The sequence below is a fragment of the Cupriavidus sp. L7L genome, from assembly GCF_004353535.1.
GTDB classification, from domain to species: Bacteria; Pseudomonadota; Gammaproteobacteria; order Burkholderiales; family Burkholderiaceae; genus Cupriavidus; species Cupriavidus oxalaticus_A.
In genome coordinates this window covers 29,327-45,773 of the sequence record NZ_SMNY01000057.1, presented here as the reverse complement: position 1 = coordinate 45,773, position 16,447 = coordinate 29,327, and the positions used below count along the sequence as shown (strand labels likewise).

13 protein-coding genes and 3 pseudogenes are annotated in these 16,447 nt (G+C 64.6%); 5 read left to right on the top strand and 11 right to left on the bottom strand.

What is annotated here, in order from left to right; genetic code table 11:
• Nucleotides 1-59: 59 nt before the first annotated feature.
• The 8 genes and pseudogenes from E1J61_RS34310 to E1J61_RS34275 form a co-directional block, all read right to left on the bottom strand.
• Nucleotides 60-498, bottom strand: a pseudogene (locus E1J61_RS34310) (SDR family NAD(P)-dependent oxidoreductase); the annotation flags it as partial.
• 40 nt (nucleotides 499-538) lie between these two features.
• Nucleotides 539-2,029, bottom strand: coding sequence for a M81 family metallopeptidase (locus E1J61_RS34305; RefSeq protein WP_133098273.1), 1,491 nt, complete (start codon nucleotides 2,027-2,029; stop codon nucleotides 539-541).
• A gap of 20 nt (nucleotides 2,030-2,049) precedes the next feature.
• Complete coding sequence (locus E1J61_RS34300) at nucleotides 2,050-3,333, bottom strand: Zn-dependent hydrolase (RefSeq protein ID WP_133098272.1); 1,284 nt, start codon at nucleotides 3,331-3,333, stop codon at nucleotides 2,050-2,052.
• A gap of 49 nt (nucleotides 3,334-3,382) precedes the next feature.
• Nucleotides 3,383-4,087 carry an ABC transporter ATP-binding protein gene (locus E1J61_RS34295; protein ID WP_133098271.1) on the bottom strand — a complete coding sequence of 235 codons (705 nt, stop codon included), beginning with the start codon at nucleotides 4,085-4,087 and terminating at the stop codon, nucleotides 3,383-3,385.
• Nucleotides 4,084-4,860: an ABC transporter ATP-binding protein gene (locus E1J61_RS34290; RefSeq protein WP_133098270.1), complete on the bottom strand. Its 777-nt coding sequence runs from the start codon at nucleotides 4,858-4,860 to the stop codon at nucleotides 4,084-4,086. Before E1J61_RS34290 ends, E1J61_RS34295 begins: the two co-directional genes overlap by 4 nt.
• On the bottom strand, nucleotides 4,857-5,852 hold the full coding sequence (locus E1J61_RS34285; RefSeq protein ID WP_133098294.1) for a branched-chain amino acid ABC transporter permease: 996 nt from the start codon (nucleotides 5,850-5,852) through the stop codon (nucleotides 4,857-4,859). The genes E1J61_RS34290 and E1J61_RS34285 overlap by 4 nt, the downstream gene beginning before the upstream one ends.
• Nucleotides 5,852-6,709 carry a branched-chain amino acid ABC transporter permease gene (locus E1J61_RS34280; RefSeq protein WP_133098269.1) on the bottom strand — a complete coding sequence of 286 codons (858 nt, stop codon included), beginning with the start codon at nucleotides 6,707-6,709 and terminating at the stop codon, nucleotides 5,852-5,854. The genes E1J61_RS34285 and E1J61_RS34280 overlap by 1 nt, the downstream gene beginning before the upstream one ends.
• Nucleotides 6,710-6,821: 112 nt before the next feature.
• Nucleotides 6,822-8,024 (bottom strand): ABC transporter substrate-binding protein, encoded by a 1,203-nt coding sequence (locus E1J61_RS34275; RefSeq protein WP_133098268.1) that lies wholly within the window; start codon nucleotides 8,022-8,024, stop codon nucleotides 6,822-6,824.
• 428 nt (nucleotides 8,025-8,452) lie between these two features.
• Here E1J61_RS34275 and E1J61_RS34270 point away from each other — a divergent pair, with 428 nt between their 5' ends.
• Entirely contained in the window at nucleotides 8,453-9,286 is an 834-nt protein-coding gene (locus E1J61_RS34270; protein WP_133098267.1) for a FadR/GntR family transcriptional regulator, read from the top strand.
• A gap of 90 nt (nucleotides 9,287-9,376) precedes the next feature.
• On the opposite strand, the pseudogene E1J61_RS38525 reads toward E1J61_RS34270, so the two are convergent.
• Nucleotides 9,377-9,781 (bottom strand): annotated as a pseudogene (locus tag E1J61_RS38525) (DUF6496 domain-containing protein); the annotation flags it as partial.
• A 293-nt stretch (nucleotides 9,782-10,074) separates the two neighbouring features.
• On the opposite strand from E1J61_RS38525, the pseudogene E1J61_RS34260 reads away from it, so the two are divergent.
• The 3 genes and pseudogenes from E1J61_RS34260 to panP form a co-directional block, all read left to right on the top strand.
• Nucleotides 10,075-10,497: pseudogene (locus E1J61_RS34260) on the top strand (lecithin retinol acyltransferase family protein); the annotation flags it as partial.
• 325 nt (nucleotides 10,498-10,822) lie between these two features.
• The gene (locus E1J61_RS34255) at nucleotides 10,823-11,041 is read left to right on the top strand and encodes a hypothetical protein (RefSeq protein ID WP_133098266.1); all 219 of its coding nucleotides are present in this window, start codon (nucleotides 10,823-10,825) and stop codon (nucleotides 11,039-11,041) included.
• Between the two features lie 288 nt (nucleotides 11,042-11,329).
• Nucleotides 11,330-12,982, top strand: coding sequence for a pyridoxal-dependent aspartate 1-decarboxylase PanP (gene panP, locus E1J61_RS34250; RefSeq protein ID WP_133098265.1), 1,653 nt, complete (start codon nucleotides 11,330-11,332; stop codon nucleotides 12,980-12,982).
• Between the two features lie 24 nt (nucleotides 12,983-13,006).
• On the opposite strand, the gene E1J61_RS34245 is transcribed toward panP, so the two are convergent.
• Entirely contained in the window at nucleotides 13,007-13,603 is a 597-nt protein-coding gene (locus E1J61_RS34245; protein ID WP_133098264.1) for a short chain dehydrogenase, read from the bottom strand.
• 83 nt (nucleotides 13,604-13,686) lie between these two features.
• Complete coding sequence (locus tag E1J61_RS34240) at nucleotides 13,687-14,115, bottom strand: ACT domain-containing protein (RefSeq protein WP_133098263.1); 429 nt, start codon at nucleotides 14,113-14,115, stop codon at nucleotides 13,687-13,689.
• A 202-nt stretch (nucleotides 14,116-14,317) separates the two neighbouring features.
• Here E1J61_RS34240 and acs point away from each other — a divergent pair, with 202 nt between their 5' ends.
• A complete protein-coding gene (acs, locus tag E1J61_RS34235) occupies nucleotides 14,318-16,375 on the top strand; it encodes an acetate--CoA ligase (protein WP_133098262.1) in 2,058 nt (685 codons plus the stop codon).
• The last annotated feature ends 72 nt before the right edge of the window (nucleotides 16,376-16,447 follow it).

Genomic DNA, 16,447 nt, shown 5'->3' with positions numbered 1-16,447 from the left:
CTCCTTGTCGGTGTCACGGGGCGGCCTTGAGCCACAACGACCGCCGCTCGACGGTGGTGCGCCAGTCCCGCCACAAAGCCCGTCAGGCCGGAGCGCGCGCCGTTGGAGAGGCCCAGCACGTCGATCGGTGCCTTGACCGCGCCGCTGGTGATGTTGATGATGCGGCCCCAACTTGCGCGCGATCATGCCGTCGACGGTGGCCTTGATCAGGTCGATCGGCGTCAGCATATTGGCGTTGAGCGCGGCCATCCACGTGTCGCGGTCCCAGTCGCGGAAGTTGCCCGGCGGCGGGCCGCCGGCGTTGTTGACCAGGATGTCGAGATCGCCGAGCCCGGCCACCGCGTCCGGCGCGGCGGCGCGGCCCTCGGGCCTGGTGATGTCGGCAGCCACGGCGACCACGCGGTGGCCATGGCGCGCACGGATGTCGCTGGCGGCTTGCTCCAGCGCATCGGCGTTGCGCGCCACGATTAGGGCTGCAAACGTCGACGCGGTCTCGATCGATAAACCAGTTCAATGTGTGCGCTGACCTAGCGCTGCCTTAGCCTGCCCAGGCAGCTGAGTCGTCGAGCGGATAGACCGGCCTGCTGACCTGACGAAACGGGAAGCGATCGTAGCGCGAACTGGTGACGCCTTCCCCGTCGCACTCGACCACCGCCTTGGCGATCGGGACGAACACCGGACGGCAATACATGCGCGACTTCAGCAGCAGGAACCGCGCCCGATGCGGGTCGATGCCGATATGGGTGAAGATCCCCATGTCCCAGTGCTCTTGCGGGGTTTCGGTCACGATCACCTGCGCTGCGCCGATATCGAGCAAGGCGGTGCGCCCCATGCGGATGCGCTGCCCGGTATAGGTCGGCCCGGTGATGATGTACTCGCCGTCGCTGATCGCCGCAACCTTGCCGGTCAGCGGCTTGGCCCGGGGATAGACATCCAGTTGGGGCAACGGCACCTTGTCGCCGACCGGCAGCGTGATGCTGGCCCCGACGCCGGCATCCACCAGCGCTGCCACCGCCTCCGGGTCGCATACGGGCCCGACTGCAATGCCGGTAAGTCCTTGCGCCAGTGCCTCGTGCAGCACCGCCATGTTGTCGCAGGTGCCGCCGGACATGCAATTGTCGCCATGATCGAGCAGCAGCACCGGTCGTGCGTCCGCACTGTCTGCGCTGTCGGCAAGCTGTGCCGCGCGTGCAATGGAACTGGCAAGCGGCTCCGCCTGGTAGGCAAAGGCATCGCGCTCTGCCCACGCCTGCTCCGCGATCCGGCGGGCGACCCTGTCGGCCCTGGCAGGGTCGCCGTCGCCAACCACAATGACGCTCAGGCATGGCGCGGCGATATCGGCCAGGCCGAAGCCGGCCAGCACCGACACTGCCAGCATGCCGTCCCGCTCGGCCTCGCGCGCCAGCGCCACGGCGCGCTGCATGGCGCCTTCGTCGGTGCGGCTGCGCAAGGTGTGCGTGATCAGCGGCGGGCGCCGCCACGCCATGACCGGGCGCACGCGCCCGGCAACCATGTCCAGCAGCAGCCGGCCGGCATGCGCGCCAGTTTCATACATGTCGACGTGCGGGTAGGTCTTGAAGCTGACCGCGATGTCGGCATGGTCGACAAGGGTCTGCGTGATGTTCCCGTGCAGGTCGAGTGCGACCGCGATCGGTGCATGCGGTAGCACGCCGCGCAGGCGCCGAAGCAGGTCGCCTTCGCCGTCGTCGCTGTTTTCGGCCACCATTGCGCCATGCAGGTCGAGCATCACCGCATCGCAGCCCTCGGCGGCTGCGAGGATGGTGTCGCACAGGTGCATGTAGGCGGCAGCGGCGACGCGTCCGCTCGGGTTGGCCCCAGCGATCACCGGCACCACGATTTCGGCGCCGGCGGCCTCGGCCAGGTCGATGAAGGCCGCAGCGGCAGTGCGAGTACCCTTGGCGGCGCGATAGGCGGCGTCGCCATAGGCCGGCGCGAACGACGCTAGCGGCGTTGGCACCGGTGAAAAGGTATTGGTCTCGTGATTGAGTCGGGCAATCAGGATCTTCATTGGGGCAGTCCGTTCGGTTGTCATGGCCGCGTGGCGGCATCGAGCATGGCGTGCAGCAGCACGTTGCAGCCGGCCTCAAGGTGCTCGGGCCTCGCGTCTTCGATTTCGTTGTGGCTGATGCCGTCCTTGCACGGCACGAAGATCATCGCGGCCGGGGCGACGCGGGCCAGGTAGACTGCGTCATGGCCAGCGCCGCTGATCACCTCCATGGCGGAATGGCCGAGCCGCCGCGCGCCGCCTCGTACCGCCTCCACCAGTCGCGCATCGAACGGCTGCGGCGCAAAGTACACCACCTGCTGCAAATCGATGGCGATGCCGCTGCGCGCCGCCAATGCGGCAAACTCCCCGTGCAGCGCCGCGTCCATCGCGGATAGCACCGCGTCGTCGCCGGCGCGCAGGTCCACCGTCATCGTCACCTTGCCGGGGATGACGTTGCGCGAATCGGGATGCACGGCCAGGCAACCGACTGTGCCGCGGCCGTGCGGGGGATGGTCGAGCGCGATGCGGTTGACGATAGTCACCAGCTCCGAGGCCGCCAGCAGCGCATCCTTGCGCAGCGCCATCGGCGTGGGACCCGCATGCGCTTCCATCCCGGTGAGCACTACGTCGTACCAGCGCTGGCCGAGCGCGCCGGTGACCACGCCGATGGTCGTGTCGTTTGCCTCCAGGACGGGCCCCTGCTCGATATGCGCTTCAAAGTACGCGCCGACCGGACGCGCACCGACCGGCTCCGGCCCGGCATAGCCGATGGCCTGCAGCGCCTGCCCGACGCAGATGCCATCGCGGTCGCGCTGCTGCAGCACGTCCGCCAGCGCAAACTCTCCGATGAACGCGCCCGAGCCCATCATCACCGGGACGAAGCGCGAGCCTTCCTCATTGGTCCAGACCGCGACCTCGAGCGGGGCATCGGTGACGATGCCGGCGTCAGCGAGCGTGCGCAGCACTTCGATGCCGGCGAACACACCGTAGTTGCCGTCGAACTTGCCGCCGGTCGGCTGGGTGTCGATATGGCTGCCGGTCATCACCGGTGGCAAGGCATCGTCGCGCCCGGCGCGCCGCGCAAAGATATTGCCGATGGCATCGACACGGATCGTGCATCCGGCCGCCTTGGCCTCGGCGACGAAGAAGTCGCGGCCCTGGCGGTCCAGGTCTGTCAGCGCCAGCCGGCATACGCCGCCCTTGGGCGTGGCGCCGATGGTGGACAGGCGCATCAGGGTGTCCCACAGGCGCTCGCCGTCGATGCGCAGGTCGGCGCGCGCGCCGGCGGCCGCCGCTGCCGCGCGCGCAGCTTGCAAAGTCGTCATGTCATTCCTTGTATCGGTCGGCCGGCATTGCGGCCTGCGTGATCCCGTTTCAGGCCGCCAGGCCGACGCCGAGATAGCGGTCCTTGACTGCTTCATCGGCGCGGAACGCATCATTGCTGCCGGTGTAGACCACCCTGCCCTGCTCGATGATCACGTGGCGGTCGGCCAGCTGCGTGCAGACCTCGAGGTTCTGCTCCACCAGCAGGATCGGCACACCGGCCGCCTTGATGACCTTGAGCTGCGCCACGATCTCTTCCACGATCACCGGTGCCAGCCCTTCGACCGGCTCGTCGAGCATCAGCAGGCGCGGATGGTTCATCATGGCGCGCCCGATGGCGAGCATCTGCTGTTCGCCGCCGGACAGCTGCGCGCCGCCATTGCCGCGCCGCTCGCGCAGGCGCGGGAAGATGCGGTAGATATCCTGCAACTGCCACGGCGAACCGCTGCGCGCGGCCAGCTTGAGGTTTTCTTCCACCGTCAGCAGCTTGAAGATGCCGCGGTGCTCGGGCACCAGGCACAGGCCTTCGGCGGCAATCCGGTGGGGCGCCATGCCGGCAACGTCCCGGCCGCGGAAGATGACACGCCCGACCCGGGGTTGGACGATGCCGGAGATGGCCTTGAGCGTGGTTGACTTGCCTGCGCCGTTACGCCCCAGCAGCGTCACCAGTTCGCCTTCGCCGACCGCCAGCGATACGCCTTGCAGCACATGGCTCTTGCCGTAGTAGCCATGTATCTCTTGTACGTCGAGCATCATCCCTTGCCTCCGGTAATCATGTTGCCGAGATAGGCGGCGCGCACGCGCGGGTCGCCGCGCACGACTGCGGGCGGCCCTTCCATCAGCACCTTGCCTTGCTGCATCACCGTGACGGTGTCTGAGATATCCATGACGATGTCCATGTTGTGTTCGATCAGCACGACCGTGTGGTCTGCCGCCAGCCCGCGGATCAGCCGTTTCATCGCGCCGAGATCGTCGACACCCATGCCCGAGGTCGGCTCGTCCAGGAAGATCGCGCGCGGACGCGCGGCCAGCGCCATGCCGACCTCCAGGCGCCGCTGCTGGCCGTGTGACAGCACGCCCGCTGCGCTATCGGCGACGCGCGTCAGTTCCAGCCGTTCGAGCACCTGGTCGACGATCCCGCCGCAGGCAAGCTCACCAACCGGCAAACGCCATCCGCTCATGGCTTTGCGCGGCGACGTGCCCAACGCGGCGAGGCGCAGGTTCTCGCGCACCGGCAGGCTCGGGAACAGGCTGGTGACCTGGAACGAGCGCGCGATACCACGCTGGACCCGCTGGTAGTCGGCTTCTGCCGTGACGTCCTTGCCGTCGAAGACGATGCGGCCCGCGCTGACTTCCTTCGTGCCGGTCAGCATGTGGAACAGCGTGGTCTTGCCGGCGCCGTTGGGGCCGATCACGGAATGGATCGTGCCCGGCATCACGCGCAGGTCGACCCCGCCCAGCGCCATGAACTTGCCATACTGCTTGACGATGCCGGTGGCTTCAAGGATGGGGGTGGTGGTAATGCTCATGCGCGTTCCTCCTGCGTGACGGGCGCGCGGCGTACGCCGCGCAGGCGATCCCATACCGTGGCACCCAGCCCCCACAGCCCGCGCTGCATGAACAGGCTGACAGCAATCAGCAGGAAACCGAGCAGCATCAGCCAGCGCGGCCACAGCGTGGACAGCCAGTCGGCCAGCAGCACATAGAAGGCGGCGCCCAGCACTGACGCGAAGATGTTGCCGGTGCCGCCGATCACGGTCATCACCAGGATCATTTCGCTGGCGTGGTAGTCGATATTGGTCAGCGGCGCGATGCCGGTGAGCATGGCGTGCAGCGCGCCGGCCAGCCCGGTGACCGCGCCGGAAACCATGAACGCCAGCAGCTTGAACGCCTTGACGTTGTAGCCGACAGCCAAGGCACGCTCTTCGTTGTCGCGGATCGCCAGCAGCGTGCGGCCCAGCACAGACTCGGTCACGCGCAGCACCGCAAGGAAGACCGCCAGGAACAGCACCGCGACGAAACCATAGAACTGCCATGGCGATGCCAGCGGCACCAGCGCATTACCGGCTATGGACAAGGGCGGTCGCGGGATGTCCAGCAGGCCGTTGTCGCCGCCGGTGATGCCGGGCGCCGTATAGGCCAGGAAGTAGAACATCTGCGCAAACGCCAGCGTCAGCATCACGAAGTAGGTGCCGCGTTGGCGGATCGCAAACCAGCCCACCAGCGCCGCCGCCGACGCGCCGATCGCGATCGCCAGCAGCAGCGCCAGCGGCATCGGCAGGCTTGCGCGGGTCAGCGCCAGCCCCACGGCATAGCTGCCCAGGCCGAAGAAGATCCCCTGGCCGAACGACAGCAGGCCGGTGTAGCCGAGCAGCAGATTGCACGCCATGGCGGCCATCGCGTAAATCAGCACTTCAGTGGCAAGCGTGCCGGAGCGCATGGTCAGCGGCAGCAGCAGCGTGACGGCAAGTGCCAGCCACCAGAAGCGGTAGCGCAAGAACCCTTGTTTCTGCGTAGCCATCATCCCCTCCCCAGCAAGCCATGCGGACGCAGCAGCAGCACCGCGGCCATGGCGACATAGATCATCAGCCGCGCGCCTTCCGGCCACAGCGTGCTCATCAGGCTCTGCACTACGCCAACCAGCAAGCCGCCCACCAGCGCACCGGTGAAGCTGCCCATGCCTCCTACCACGACCACGATGAAGGCCACGCCCAGCGCCTCGACGCCCATGAACGGCTCGGCGCCGCGGATCGGTGCGGCAAGCACGCCGGCGATCGCCGCAGTGGCGGCGCCAAGCGCGAACATCAGGCTGAACAGGCGGAACACGTTGATGCCGAGCAGCGACACCATCTCGGTGGACTCACTGCCCGCGCGCACCGCGCTGCCCAGGCGCGTGCCTTCCAGCAGCCACCACAGGCCGATGGCGAGCAGGCCGGTAAAGCCGATTACGAACAGGCGGTACTTGGGATAGACGAAGTCGCCCCACATCACCACGCCCTGCAGCGCATCCGGCGGCGGCACGTCGACGCCGAGCGGCCCCCAGCCGACGATGATGAGCTCCTGGATGGCCAGGGCCAGGCCAACCGTGACCAGGATGTGGAACTCGTGCGGCTGCGCATAGACGTGGCGCAGCATGAGCTTCTCGGTCAACCAGGCCAGCACGCCGATGACGATCGGTGCGAGTACCAGCGCCACCCAGAAGTTCATCCCGATCTGCAGAGCCTGAAAGCAGAGGTAGGCACCCAGCGCATAGAAGGCGCCATGCGCGAAATTGACGAAGCGCAACAGGCCGAAAACGATCGACAGTCCTACCGCCAGCAGGAAGTAGAGCATGCCTATCCCGACGCCGTTGATCACCTGCAACAGATAGACGTTCATGAGTCGTACGGATGTAGGAAGCCGCCACGCCGCGCGGAACTGCGCGGCATGGTGCTTCGGTGTGCTTCAGTGTTTATCTGCCGGGGCGGCGGCCCCGCGCAATGTCAGGGCATCAGGCCATCTTGCACTGGGTCTGGTCGACCGGCAGGAAGGCCTTGCCGACGCTCACGACCTCCGCGTAATCGTCCTTGTCCTTCATGCGCGCCTTGGCCTTGCCCTTGAGCAGGTAGTAGTTCTTCAGGACCTGATGGTCAGCGGCGCGGATTTCCTCCGGCCCTGTCAGACCCTCGTACTTCATGCCTTCGAGCGCAGCGACCACGGCCTTCGGGTCGGCGCTGCCGGCCTTGATCATGCCGTCCACCATGATCTTGGTGCAGATGTAGGAGCCTGCCAGGCTGTAGTTGGGATTGGCCTTGAACTTGTCGTGGGTGCGCTTGACGAGTTCGCGGTTCAGCGGCGTATCCACGCCGTGCCAGTACTGCGCTCCGAAATAAACGCCCTCGCACAGGTCGGCGCCAAGCGACTCGAACTGCTCCAGCCCCGAAGCCCATGCCAGCAGGATGGTGGTGTTCTTCTTCATGCCGAAGCTGACGGCCTGGCGCAGCGTATCGGCGGACTGCGAGCCAAAGTTCAGGATCAGCAGCACGTCTGGCTTGGCGGCCAGCGCATTGGTCAGGTAGCCGCTGAATTCCTTCTCGGTCAGGGCGTGGTAGCTGTTGCCCACGTGCTCGATGCCCTTCTCCTTGAAGATCGCCTTTGCTGCCGACAGCAGCCCGTCGCCAAACACATATTGCGGCGTGATGGTGTACCAGCGCTTGGCCTTGGGCATCGATTCGATCAGGGGCCGCACGGTGCGCTCGATCGCGCCGAAGGTCGGCACCGACCAGCGGAAGGTGGCGCGGTTGCAGTCCTTGCCGGTGATCTCGTCGGCCCCCGCGGTGGTAACGAACACGCCGCCAAATTTTTCCGCCTCCTTGCCCATGGCCAGCGATTCGGACGACAGGATGCCGCCCGCGAAATAGCGCGCCGCCTTCTGCTGCGCCAGTTCCTGCACCTTGCGCACCGCGGTGGCGGGCTTGCCTTCGGTATCGAGCACGCTGTAGCGCAGCGGCCTGCCCAGCACCTGGCCGTACTGGTCAAGGGCGAGCCGCATGCCCAGGTCGGCAAATTTTCCATTGGCGGCGAAGGCGCCCGACATGGGCACCGGGCAGCCGAATTCCAGGGCCTCGCCCGCGGCAAAGACGCTACGGGCATGGATCAGGGATGTGGGGACAGCAGACACAGCCGCCAGTTTTAGCAGGTCACGACGATTCAAGGCTCACTCCTCGGTATGTGGGGATTGGGCTGCACGGGGCGAAAGTCTGGACAACACCATGTGGCGCTGCACCGTCTCCCCGACATGCTGGTGACTTCGCCCGGCGCCGACATGGCCGAGCAAGAATCGAACCTGTTTATTCTATTTATACGTATAAATAGAATAGAATCATCTTAGGAGTCGGCCGGAACCGTTGTCAATAATGGAAAGGTCAGGGTTTACACACCCACTGCGAAGGACACATGCGACCCCCCCTATTGCCTCGTTGGCGGGACAAAAAGGTGAGAGAGCGGTCTAGCCATGTTTGCCAACCGGGCAGCATGCACTGAGAGGGGGCAAGCCAGCTGCGCGCACATGGCGCTGCCCCGCTTGGCTAGAATGCAAACGCCCAAGCCTCGATGGCTTGGGCGCATGACAAGGAAAGAGCAATGGCGATGTTTCGGGAGGGCAAGACTGGCGCCATCGAGATCCGCAAGCAAAAGCGCGCGGACCTGGTGGCAGAAGAACTCAAGCGGCTGATTACCCAGCGCAACCTGCGCCCTGGCGACAAGCTGCCGCATGAGGTCAAGCTGCAGCAGATGTTCTCTGTCAGCAAGAGCACGATCCGCGAGGCGCTCAAGTCGCTGGAAGTGCAGGGCCTGATTCGGGTTAGCACTGGGCCGACGGGCGGGGGCACGATCGTGGAAGTCCCGCTGGACCGCACCTTCCAGCTCATGCAGAACTACCTGTTCTTCAAGGACGTCGGCATTGCCGACATCTATACCGTGCGCCGACTGCTGGAGCCGGAGCTTGCCGCCGGCGCGGTGCCACACCTCACAGAGGACGATTTCAAGGCGCTGGAACGCACCATCGACCTGTGCGACCCGGCATCGGCCGCGGCCGCGACTCCGCTGCTGGACCAGCGCCAGGAAGACCTGACCTTCCACGACATCCTTGCCGCGGCCAATCCCAACCCGATGCTGCGGTTTTCCTGCGAGTTGATCAACGAGATGATCCGTCAGCTGGTGGTGTTCGGCAACGACACCCCTGCCTGCGAGCATGAGAAATTCGGCGCTGCCAACGTCAAGTTCCACAAGCGCATTGTCGAGGCGGCACGCGAGCGCGACGCCGAGACGGTACGCACGTTAATGTCAGCCCATATGGAAGAGTGCACGCATTACGTCACGCGCATGAACGGACGGGTACATGGCCGCCTGGTGCTCGACTCCGAAATGCCCCGGCGCGGCCGGACGCTGCCGGCAGACCACGACGAGCTTGAATGAAGGGGGGAGCCGATAACCGCCGCAGCGCTACCCGCGTCCAGACTTTCACGGTTGAGGGCGGTACACCCAAGCGTATGCAAATACTAGCGACTAGCGAGCTGAGGTCTTTTTTGCGGCGCGCGTACGAGCAGCCTTTCGGGCCGCTTCGGAGCGACCGGCAGCACCCTTCGTGCTGGCAGCCTTCCTGGCTGCAGCCGAGCGCTCGGCCGCCGTGCGCTTGCTTGCCGCGCCCTTGGCCTGCGCGGACAGCGCCTTAGGAGAAGCGCCGGCTGTGCTCTCGCGCTTGAGTGCCTTGAGCGCGGCCTGGGAGCGCTTGGCAGTGCTTTCTGAACTCGCACGTCGCGGTGCAGCCTTAGCGGCGGCTGACTTCGTTTCGGCCTTGGTGGCGCCCTTCTTCGGCGGAACATCGACTCCAGCGCAGCGCGCCTCCGACAAGCCGATCGCTATGGCTTGCCTGGCCGAGCGCACGCCGTGCTTACCTTTTCGCACAGCTTCGCTTCATCTCAACCAAGCCGGGGAATACCGGGCATAACTGCCGCGTTCATGTCGGATTTCGCTGACAGGCCGCGGGCGCATGACGGACAAAGGCCGTCTCAAAGCACGTACAAGCGGCCTGGCAAAAAGCCGACAGCATTTTCGGCACTGTGATGATTTCGGCATCGGCGGCCGACAACAATACTTCAGGCATAAGACAGGCATAAGCGGGACACAGGAGTGCTGGCGCCCGGCCAGAAACCGGCGCCCCAAATTAGGAGCGAGCAGCGCCACGAATCAACAAGGGGAAAGCGATGAGCGACGACCACCACATCGGACATGCACAGCGCCTTGCAGCAATCGCCGCGGACATTCCTCTTGGCGCGCATCTGAAAACGGACCGGCGGGGCTATATTCACCATGGTATTTATGCCGGCAACGGCGAAGTCCTGCACTATGCCGGCTTCAAAGGCTTCCTGCGTTGCGGGCCGGTCGAAAGGACTTCTCTCGCCGACTTTGCCGACGGCTACGGCTTCCGCCTCGCGCGGGCCGCGCAAGCCAGATACCCCGGATCAGAGATCGTACGGCGCGCAAGGGCGCGGCTAGGAGAAGACGATTACCGCCTTCTTACTAATAACTGCGAGCACTTTTGTACGTGGTGCCTGACTGGGGAAAGCCGCAGCGAGCAGGTGGAGTTGCTGCTGAGTCACCCGTGGCGGGCGCTCCTGGCTATTGTCGAATGGACGGGAGCAGGCATTGCTGCTCGCCTCGCGCTACCGGTGCATAGCCCGTCAATGCAGCAACTCGGGCAGCAACGCGGGCAGCAACGCGGGCAGCAACGCGGGCAGCAACGCGGGCAGCAACGCGACGACCCGCATGCTGGCGCTCAGTCCCTTGACCAGGCCCGAACAGATTATTGTGGTTTTTGAAACCGATCATTGTTCGGGTAAGGGTTTACCGCTCCAAGGGAAATCCCTAATATCGCACCCATTGAATGCCGCGGTGCAACAAGCACTGAACCAAACGGAATGGCATTCACCAGTTTGAAGAAAGAGGTGAGCCATGCATACCAATCTCCGTGCCCTACTCGCTGTCGCCGCGCTCGCTGCCACGTTCGCGGCGGCCCCCGTGTTTGCTAAGAGTGGTAAATTCGATACTTACACTGACGGCGCGCGGGCTGGAAAGTACGATGTTTATACTGACGGCGCAAAAAGCGGCAAATTCGACACTTATACGGACGGCGCCAGGTACTACATTGCGTCCGACCGCGCCCCGCTCTAAGGGCTGTTTCCCGATCGGGGGACACCTCCCCAAATCCGGTCCCGCTCCAATCCCCACACTTCTCCAGAGTGTGGGGATTTTGCTTTTGGGGAACCGGGACTTTCAGACCGCCGACACGGAGCGTCCAGGGACAGAGTTTATTTTCCTGGGCGGCATATGAAGGTCGCCCACGGGCAGCGTCGGACGTCGTCAAAGGTGCCGGTCGGGGCCCTCGGCCATCCGAATCCGTCCGATCCGGCATAATCCCGGGCGAACCATGGCGATACGGGATTGAATTAGGTAATGCAAATGAAGCCGGACATCTCTCGCGAAGAGAGCTCACAAAGCACGGACAGGGGCGACGACTGCCCCTTGCGCTGGTTCGACGCGGATCGGGGCGCATTCGAATCGCTCGAGCGATGGATCGCCGAGCATCCGGCGGATTTCTTTGCGGGCGAGCGCTTTGATCCGGTTGGCGCGTGCGCCACACGCGAGGCGGTGTTCGCGTCGGTTGAGCTGCCCGAGACTCCGGCATCGCCGCAAGCGCATGCCGATCATCTGCTCAACGACGTGTTTCGGCACGTGATGCCCGTGGCATCGCCAACGTTCGTCGGACACATGACGTCATCGCTGCCGTCATTCATGCCTTCGCTGGCCAAGGTGGTGGCAGCGCTAAACCAGAACGTCGTGAAGCTCGAGACGTCGGGCGCGCTGACAGGGCTCGAGCGCCAGGTCATCGGCATGCTGCACAAGCTGGTGTTTGCCCAGGACAGCGCGTTCTATGCGAGATGGCTGCACGATGCCGACCACGCGCTCGGCGCGATCTGTTCCGGCGGCACGGTCGCCAACCTCACCGCGCTATGGGCGAGCCGCAACAACTTGCTGGGCGCGCGTGATGGCTTCGCCGGCATCCATCGCGCCGGACTGATGGCTGCGCTACGCCATTACGGCCATGACGGGCTTGCCATCGTTGTCTCGGAGCGCGGGCACTACTCGTTGGGCAAGGCAGCCGATGTCCTTGGCATCGGGCGCGACAATCTCGTACCGGTCGGGGTCGATGCAGACGGTCGCATGCGCATCGACCTGCTCCGCCACACCATGCGTGACCTGCAGCAGCGCAACATCCGGCCGATGGCAATCGTCGGCATAGCGGGGACGACGGAGACAGGCGCGGTCGATCCGCTCGACGCGATTGCGGATGTTGCTCAGGAGGCCGGCTGTCATTTCCACGTGGATGCGGCATGGGGCGGCGCAACCCTGCTGTCGGAGCGCGAGCGCTGGCGCTTCGCGGGCATCGAGCGTGCCGATTCCGTCGTCATCGATGCGCACAAGCAGTTCTACGTGCCGATGGGTGCCGGCATGGTGCTGTTTCGCAGCCCGGCGTGGACGCAGGAAATCATCCAGCAAGCGAATTACATCGTGCGCAAGGGCTCGGTGGACCTGGGGCGCCATACGCTCGAAGGATCGCGCGGCGCGGCGGCGGTCATGCTCTATGCGAACCTGCATCTGCTCGGTCGCAAAGGGTTGGCGCAGCTGATCGATCGTAGCATCGATCACGCCCGCTACTTTGCATCCCTGATTGCGCAGCAGCCGGATTTCGAGCTCGACAGCCACCCGCAGCTTTGCATCCTGACCTATCGCCATGTGCCCGAGACCGTGCGTGCCGCGCTGGCAACGGCTTCGGCCGACCGGCGCGAGAAGATCCTGGACGCGCTGGATGCGCTGACCATCAGCATCCAGGAAATGCAGCGCGATGCCGGCCGCTCGTTCGTATCGCGCACGCAGTTGACGTCGACACAGTGGGGTGGCCGCCCGATTGCCGTGTTCCGCGTGGTGCTGGCCAACCCGGATACGACGCATGCCATCCTGCAGGACATCCTCGACGAACAGCGCGCGCTGGCGGCGGCCAGCCCGTGCATGGCGCCACTGATGGCGCTGGTGGGCGCGCCGGACACCGCGTGAGGCATTTGCAGCTGGCACTGCGAGTCAGTGGGTGACCGACACCACTTGCCCGGAAAAGTCTTCCAGAATGCACTTCTGGTAAACCTGTGCAACCACCGCTGCCCGAACGCCCTTGGCGGGGTCGCGTCCCATCGCTTCGAGCGTCTCCCACACCCATCCGGGGCTGACGACATTCACGCGAATTTTGCCTTGCAGTTCGAGCGCTGCAGTCCGCCCGAACGCCTCGACGCCGGCGTTCACGGTGCTCACGGCGGCACCACCGAGCATTGGATGCTGCGCGAGGGTGCCACTGGTGAGCGTGACCGACCCGCCCTGGGAGATGTAGGGAACCCCATACCGCACAAGGTTGATCTGCCCCATCAGCTTATTGGCGAGGCTGAATGCAAAATCATCGTCAGTCAGGGCGTCCAGTGGGGCGAATTTCGCGGTGCCCCCTACGCAGACCACGGCGTCAACCGTGCCCAGTTGTCTGTACATCGCCAGAATCGACTGCTTGTCGGAGATGTCCACGGAGAGCGCCGAAGACCCACGACTGGCCCCTATCACGTCATGCTCGTCCGACAATAAGGCCGTAATTTCTTTCCCAAGGAGCCCTGTGGCTCCAATGACCAGTATGCGCATACGTCCCCCTGATAGCAGATGACGGGCGGTAGTGAATGGCCCTCAGTACCTAACCCGTTTTGCCGTAGAAGGCCCGCGCCTCGTCAGCCTTTGCCCAAGATCGCCATTGCCTTGTTCGCATCGTCGAGCGAGTCCACTGACACGTACGCGACAAACTGTACCCCGATGACGGAGGCAGAGAATCCGCGTAGATTGATTCCGCCTTCCGCAAGCTTGCGGGTCAGTTCCGCCACGATGCCGGGCCGGTCCCCGCCCATGATACGCACCGAGTGCAGGCTGTGCGTGACATTGAAGCCGACCTGGGCAGCTGCACGGATTTCCCTGTCATTCTGCAGCGGTGTCACGAACACGACACCCTTGCCGGGATCCTCCGGCGTGCGGCGCGCAATCGCGAATTGCAGGTCCGCGCCGGCATCGCGCAGGGCCTCCAGTACCTCCGCGAGGCCGCCGGGCCGGTCCGGTATGCTTGCCGCCCAAACGTCCACGCGTTCCACAAGAAGATCGTTGGTCATTGCTGATTCTCCAATGCCCCCAATACGAATCTAGCGTATCGCGGCCGACAGGCAAGCTCTGGGCTCGGCGGACAGCGGCGGCCGATTCCCTGGCAACTCCCCGTGCCCGGACTTAATATGGACTAGTCGTTATTTCAGGCGGCTATCCCAGGATAGTGGCACCTGCCTGGATGGATGTCATGGAAAGTGAAGGGGAATCGTCATGCCTGAAGACAAAGCGCCACATCATGCTACACAGCAGGAATCGGCCGATGTGTCCGAGGCGGAAATCGCGGTCCATTGGCCCGAGGAAGACTATGTCCCGCCGCCCGCGCAGTTCATTGCGCAGGCCAATCTGACCGATCCGCGCATTTTCGAACGCTTCTCCCTCGATCGCTTCCCCGAGTGCTTCAAGGAGTTCGCAGACCTGCTGGACTGGTACAAGTATTGGGAAACGACGCTGGATACCAGCAACCCGCCTTTCTGGCGCTGGTTCGTCGGCGGCAGGATCAACGCCTGCCACAACTGCGTGGACCGCCACCTTGCTGCGTATGGGAACAAGACCGCGATTCATTTCGTGCCCGAGCCGGAGCATGAGTCGGTGCATCACCTCACCTACCAGGAGCTCTTTGTTCGCGTCAACGAGCTGGCCGCCCTGCTGCGCGATTTCTGCGGCCTGAAGGCTGGCGACCGCGTCACGCTGCATATGCCCATGGTGGCCGAACTGCCCATCACCATGCTTGCATGCGCGCGCATCGGCGTGATTCATTCACAGGTATTCAGCGGCTTCAGCGGCAAGGCCTGCGCCGAGCGCATCGCGGACTCCGAGAGCCGGCTGCTAATCACCATGGACGCCTATCACCGCGGCGGTGAATTGCTCGATCACAAGGAAAAGGCCGACATCGCCGTGGCAGAGGCCGCCAGCGCCGGTCAGCAGGTCGAGAAGGTCCTGATCTGGCAGCGCTACCCGGGCAAGTATTCCAGCGCCGCCATGCTGGTGGAGGGCCGCGATCTCATTCTCAATGACATGCTCGCCGGTTTCCGCGGCAGGCGTGTCGAGCCCGAGCCGATGCCGGCCGAGGCACCGCTGTTCCTGATGTACACGAGCGGCACCACGGGCCGGCCCAAGGGCTGCCAGCATTCCACCGGCGGCTATCTGTCCTATGTGGCGTGGACCTCGAAGTACATCCAGGATATCCACCCCGAGGACGTCTACTGGTGCATGGCCGATATTGGCTGGATCACCGGGCATTCCTACATCGTCTATGGCCCGCTCGCCCTCGCCGCCTCGTCTGTCGTCTACGAGGGCGTGCCGACCTGGCCCGACGCCGGCCGACCCTGGCGTATTGCGGAAGGCCTTGGCGTCAATATCTTCCACACCTCGCCCACCGCAATCCGCGCGCTGCGGCGCAACGGGCCCGACGAGCCGGCGAAATACAACTACCACTTCAAGCACATGACCACGGTGGGCGAGCCGATCGAGCCCGAAGTCTGGAAGTGGTACCACCGCGAAGTCGGCAAGGGCGAAGCGGTCATCGTGGACACCTGGTGGCAAACCGAGAATGGCGGTTTCCTCTGCAGCACGCTGCCGGGCATCCACCCGATGAAGCCCGGCAGCACGGGCCCGGCGATCCCGGGCATCCATCCGGTGATCTTTGACGAGGAAGGCAAGGAGGTCCCGGCCGGCTCGGGTAAGGCGGGCAATATCTGCATCCGCAATCCCTGGCCGGGCATATTCCAGACCGTCTGGAAGGATCCGGACCGCTACGTGCGCCAGTACTATGCGCGCTATTGCAAGAATCCCGACAGCAAGGACTGGCGCGACTGGCCGTATATGGCGGGCGATGGGGCAATGCAGGCGGCGGACGGCTACTTTCGAATCCTTGGCCGCATCGACGACGTGATTAACGTCTCCGGCCATCGCCTCGGCACCAAGGAGATCGAATCGGCCGCGCTGCTGGTGCCCGAGGTCGCCGAGGCGGCGGTGGTGCCGGTGGCCGACGAGGTCAAGGGCAAGGTGCCTGACCTCTATGTGTCGCTCAAGCCGGGACTGTCGCCTTCCGCCAAGATCGCGAACAAAGTCTCGGCCTCGGTGGTGTCCCAGATCGGCGCCATTGCGCGTCCGCATCGGGTCGTGATTGTTCCCGACATGCCCAAGACACGCTCGGGCAAGATCATGCGCCGCGTGCTGGCGGCGATCTCCAACCGGCAGGAACCTGGCGACGTGTCCACGCTTGCCAATCCGGAGGTCGTCGACAAGATCAGGGAACAGGCGACATAGGACGGCTGCGGCGGACAATGTCCGGCGGCATTGTCCGCTTGCCGGCTCGAATGCTGCTGCCTCCAGGCAAGG

Coding starts and splice junctions, on each gene's coding strand:
- E1J61_RS34305 (WP_133098273.1), bottom strand. CDS start 2,029: ATGAAGATCCTGATTGCCCGACTCAATCACGAGACCAATACCTTTTCA.
- E1J61_RS34300 (WP_133098272.1), bottom strand. CDS start 3,333: ATGACGACTTTGCAAGCTGCGCGCGCGGCAGCGGCGGCCGCCGGCGCG.
- E1J61_RS34295 (WP_133098271.1), bottom strand. CDS start 4,087: ATGATGCTCGACGTACAAGAGATACATGGCTACTACGGCAAGAGCCAT.
- E1J61_RS34290 (WP_133098270.1), bottom strand. CDS start 4,860: ATGAGCATTACCACCACCCCCATCCTTGAAGCCACCGGCATCGTCAAG.
- E1J61_RS34285 (WP_133098294.1), bottom strand. CDS start 5,852: ATGGCTACGCAGAAACAAGGGTTCTTGCGCTACCGCTTCTGGTGGCTG.
- E1J61_RS34280 (WP_133098269.1), bottom strand. CDS start 6,709: ATGAACGTCTATCTGTTGCAGGTGATCAACGGCGTCGGGATAGGCATG.
- E1J61_RS34270 (WP_133098267.1), top strand. CDS start 8,453: ATGGCGATGTTTCGGGAGGGCAAGACTGGCGCCATCGAGATCCGCAAG.
- E1J61_RS34255 (WP_133098266.1), top strand. CDS start 10,823: ATGCATACCAATCTCCGTGCCCTACTCGCTGTCGCCGCGCTCGCTGCC.
- panP (WP_133098265.1), top strand. CDS start 11,330: ATGAAGCCGGACATCTCTCGCGAAGAGAGCTCACAAAGCACGGACAGG.
- E1J61_RS34245 (WP_133098264.1), bottom strand. CDS start 13,603: ATGCGCATACTGGTCATTGGAGCCACAGGGCTCCTTGGGAAAGAAATT.
- E1J61_RS34240 (WP_133098263.1), bottom strand. CDS start 14,115: ATGACCAACGATCTTCTTGTGGAACGCGTGGACGTTTGGGCGGCAAGC.
- acs (WP_133098262.1), top strand. CDS start 14,318: ATGCCTGAAGACAAAGCGCCACATCATGCTACACAGCAGGAATCGGCC.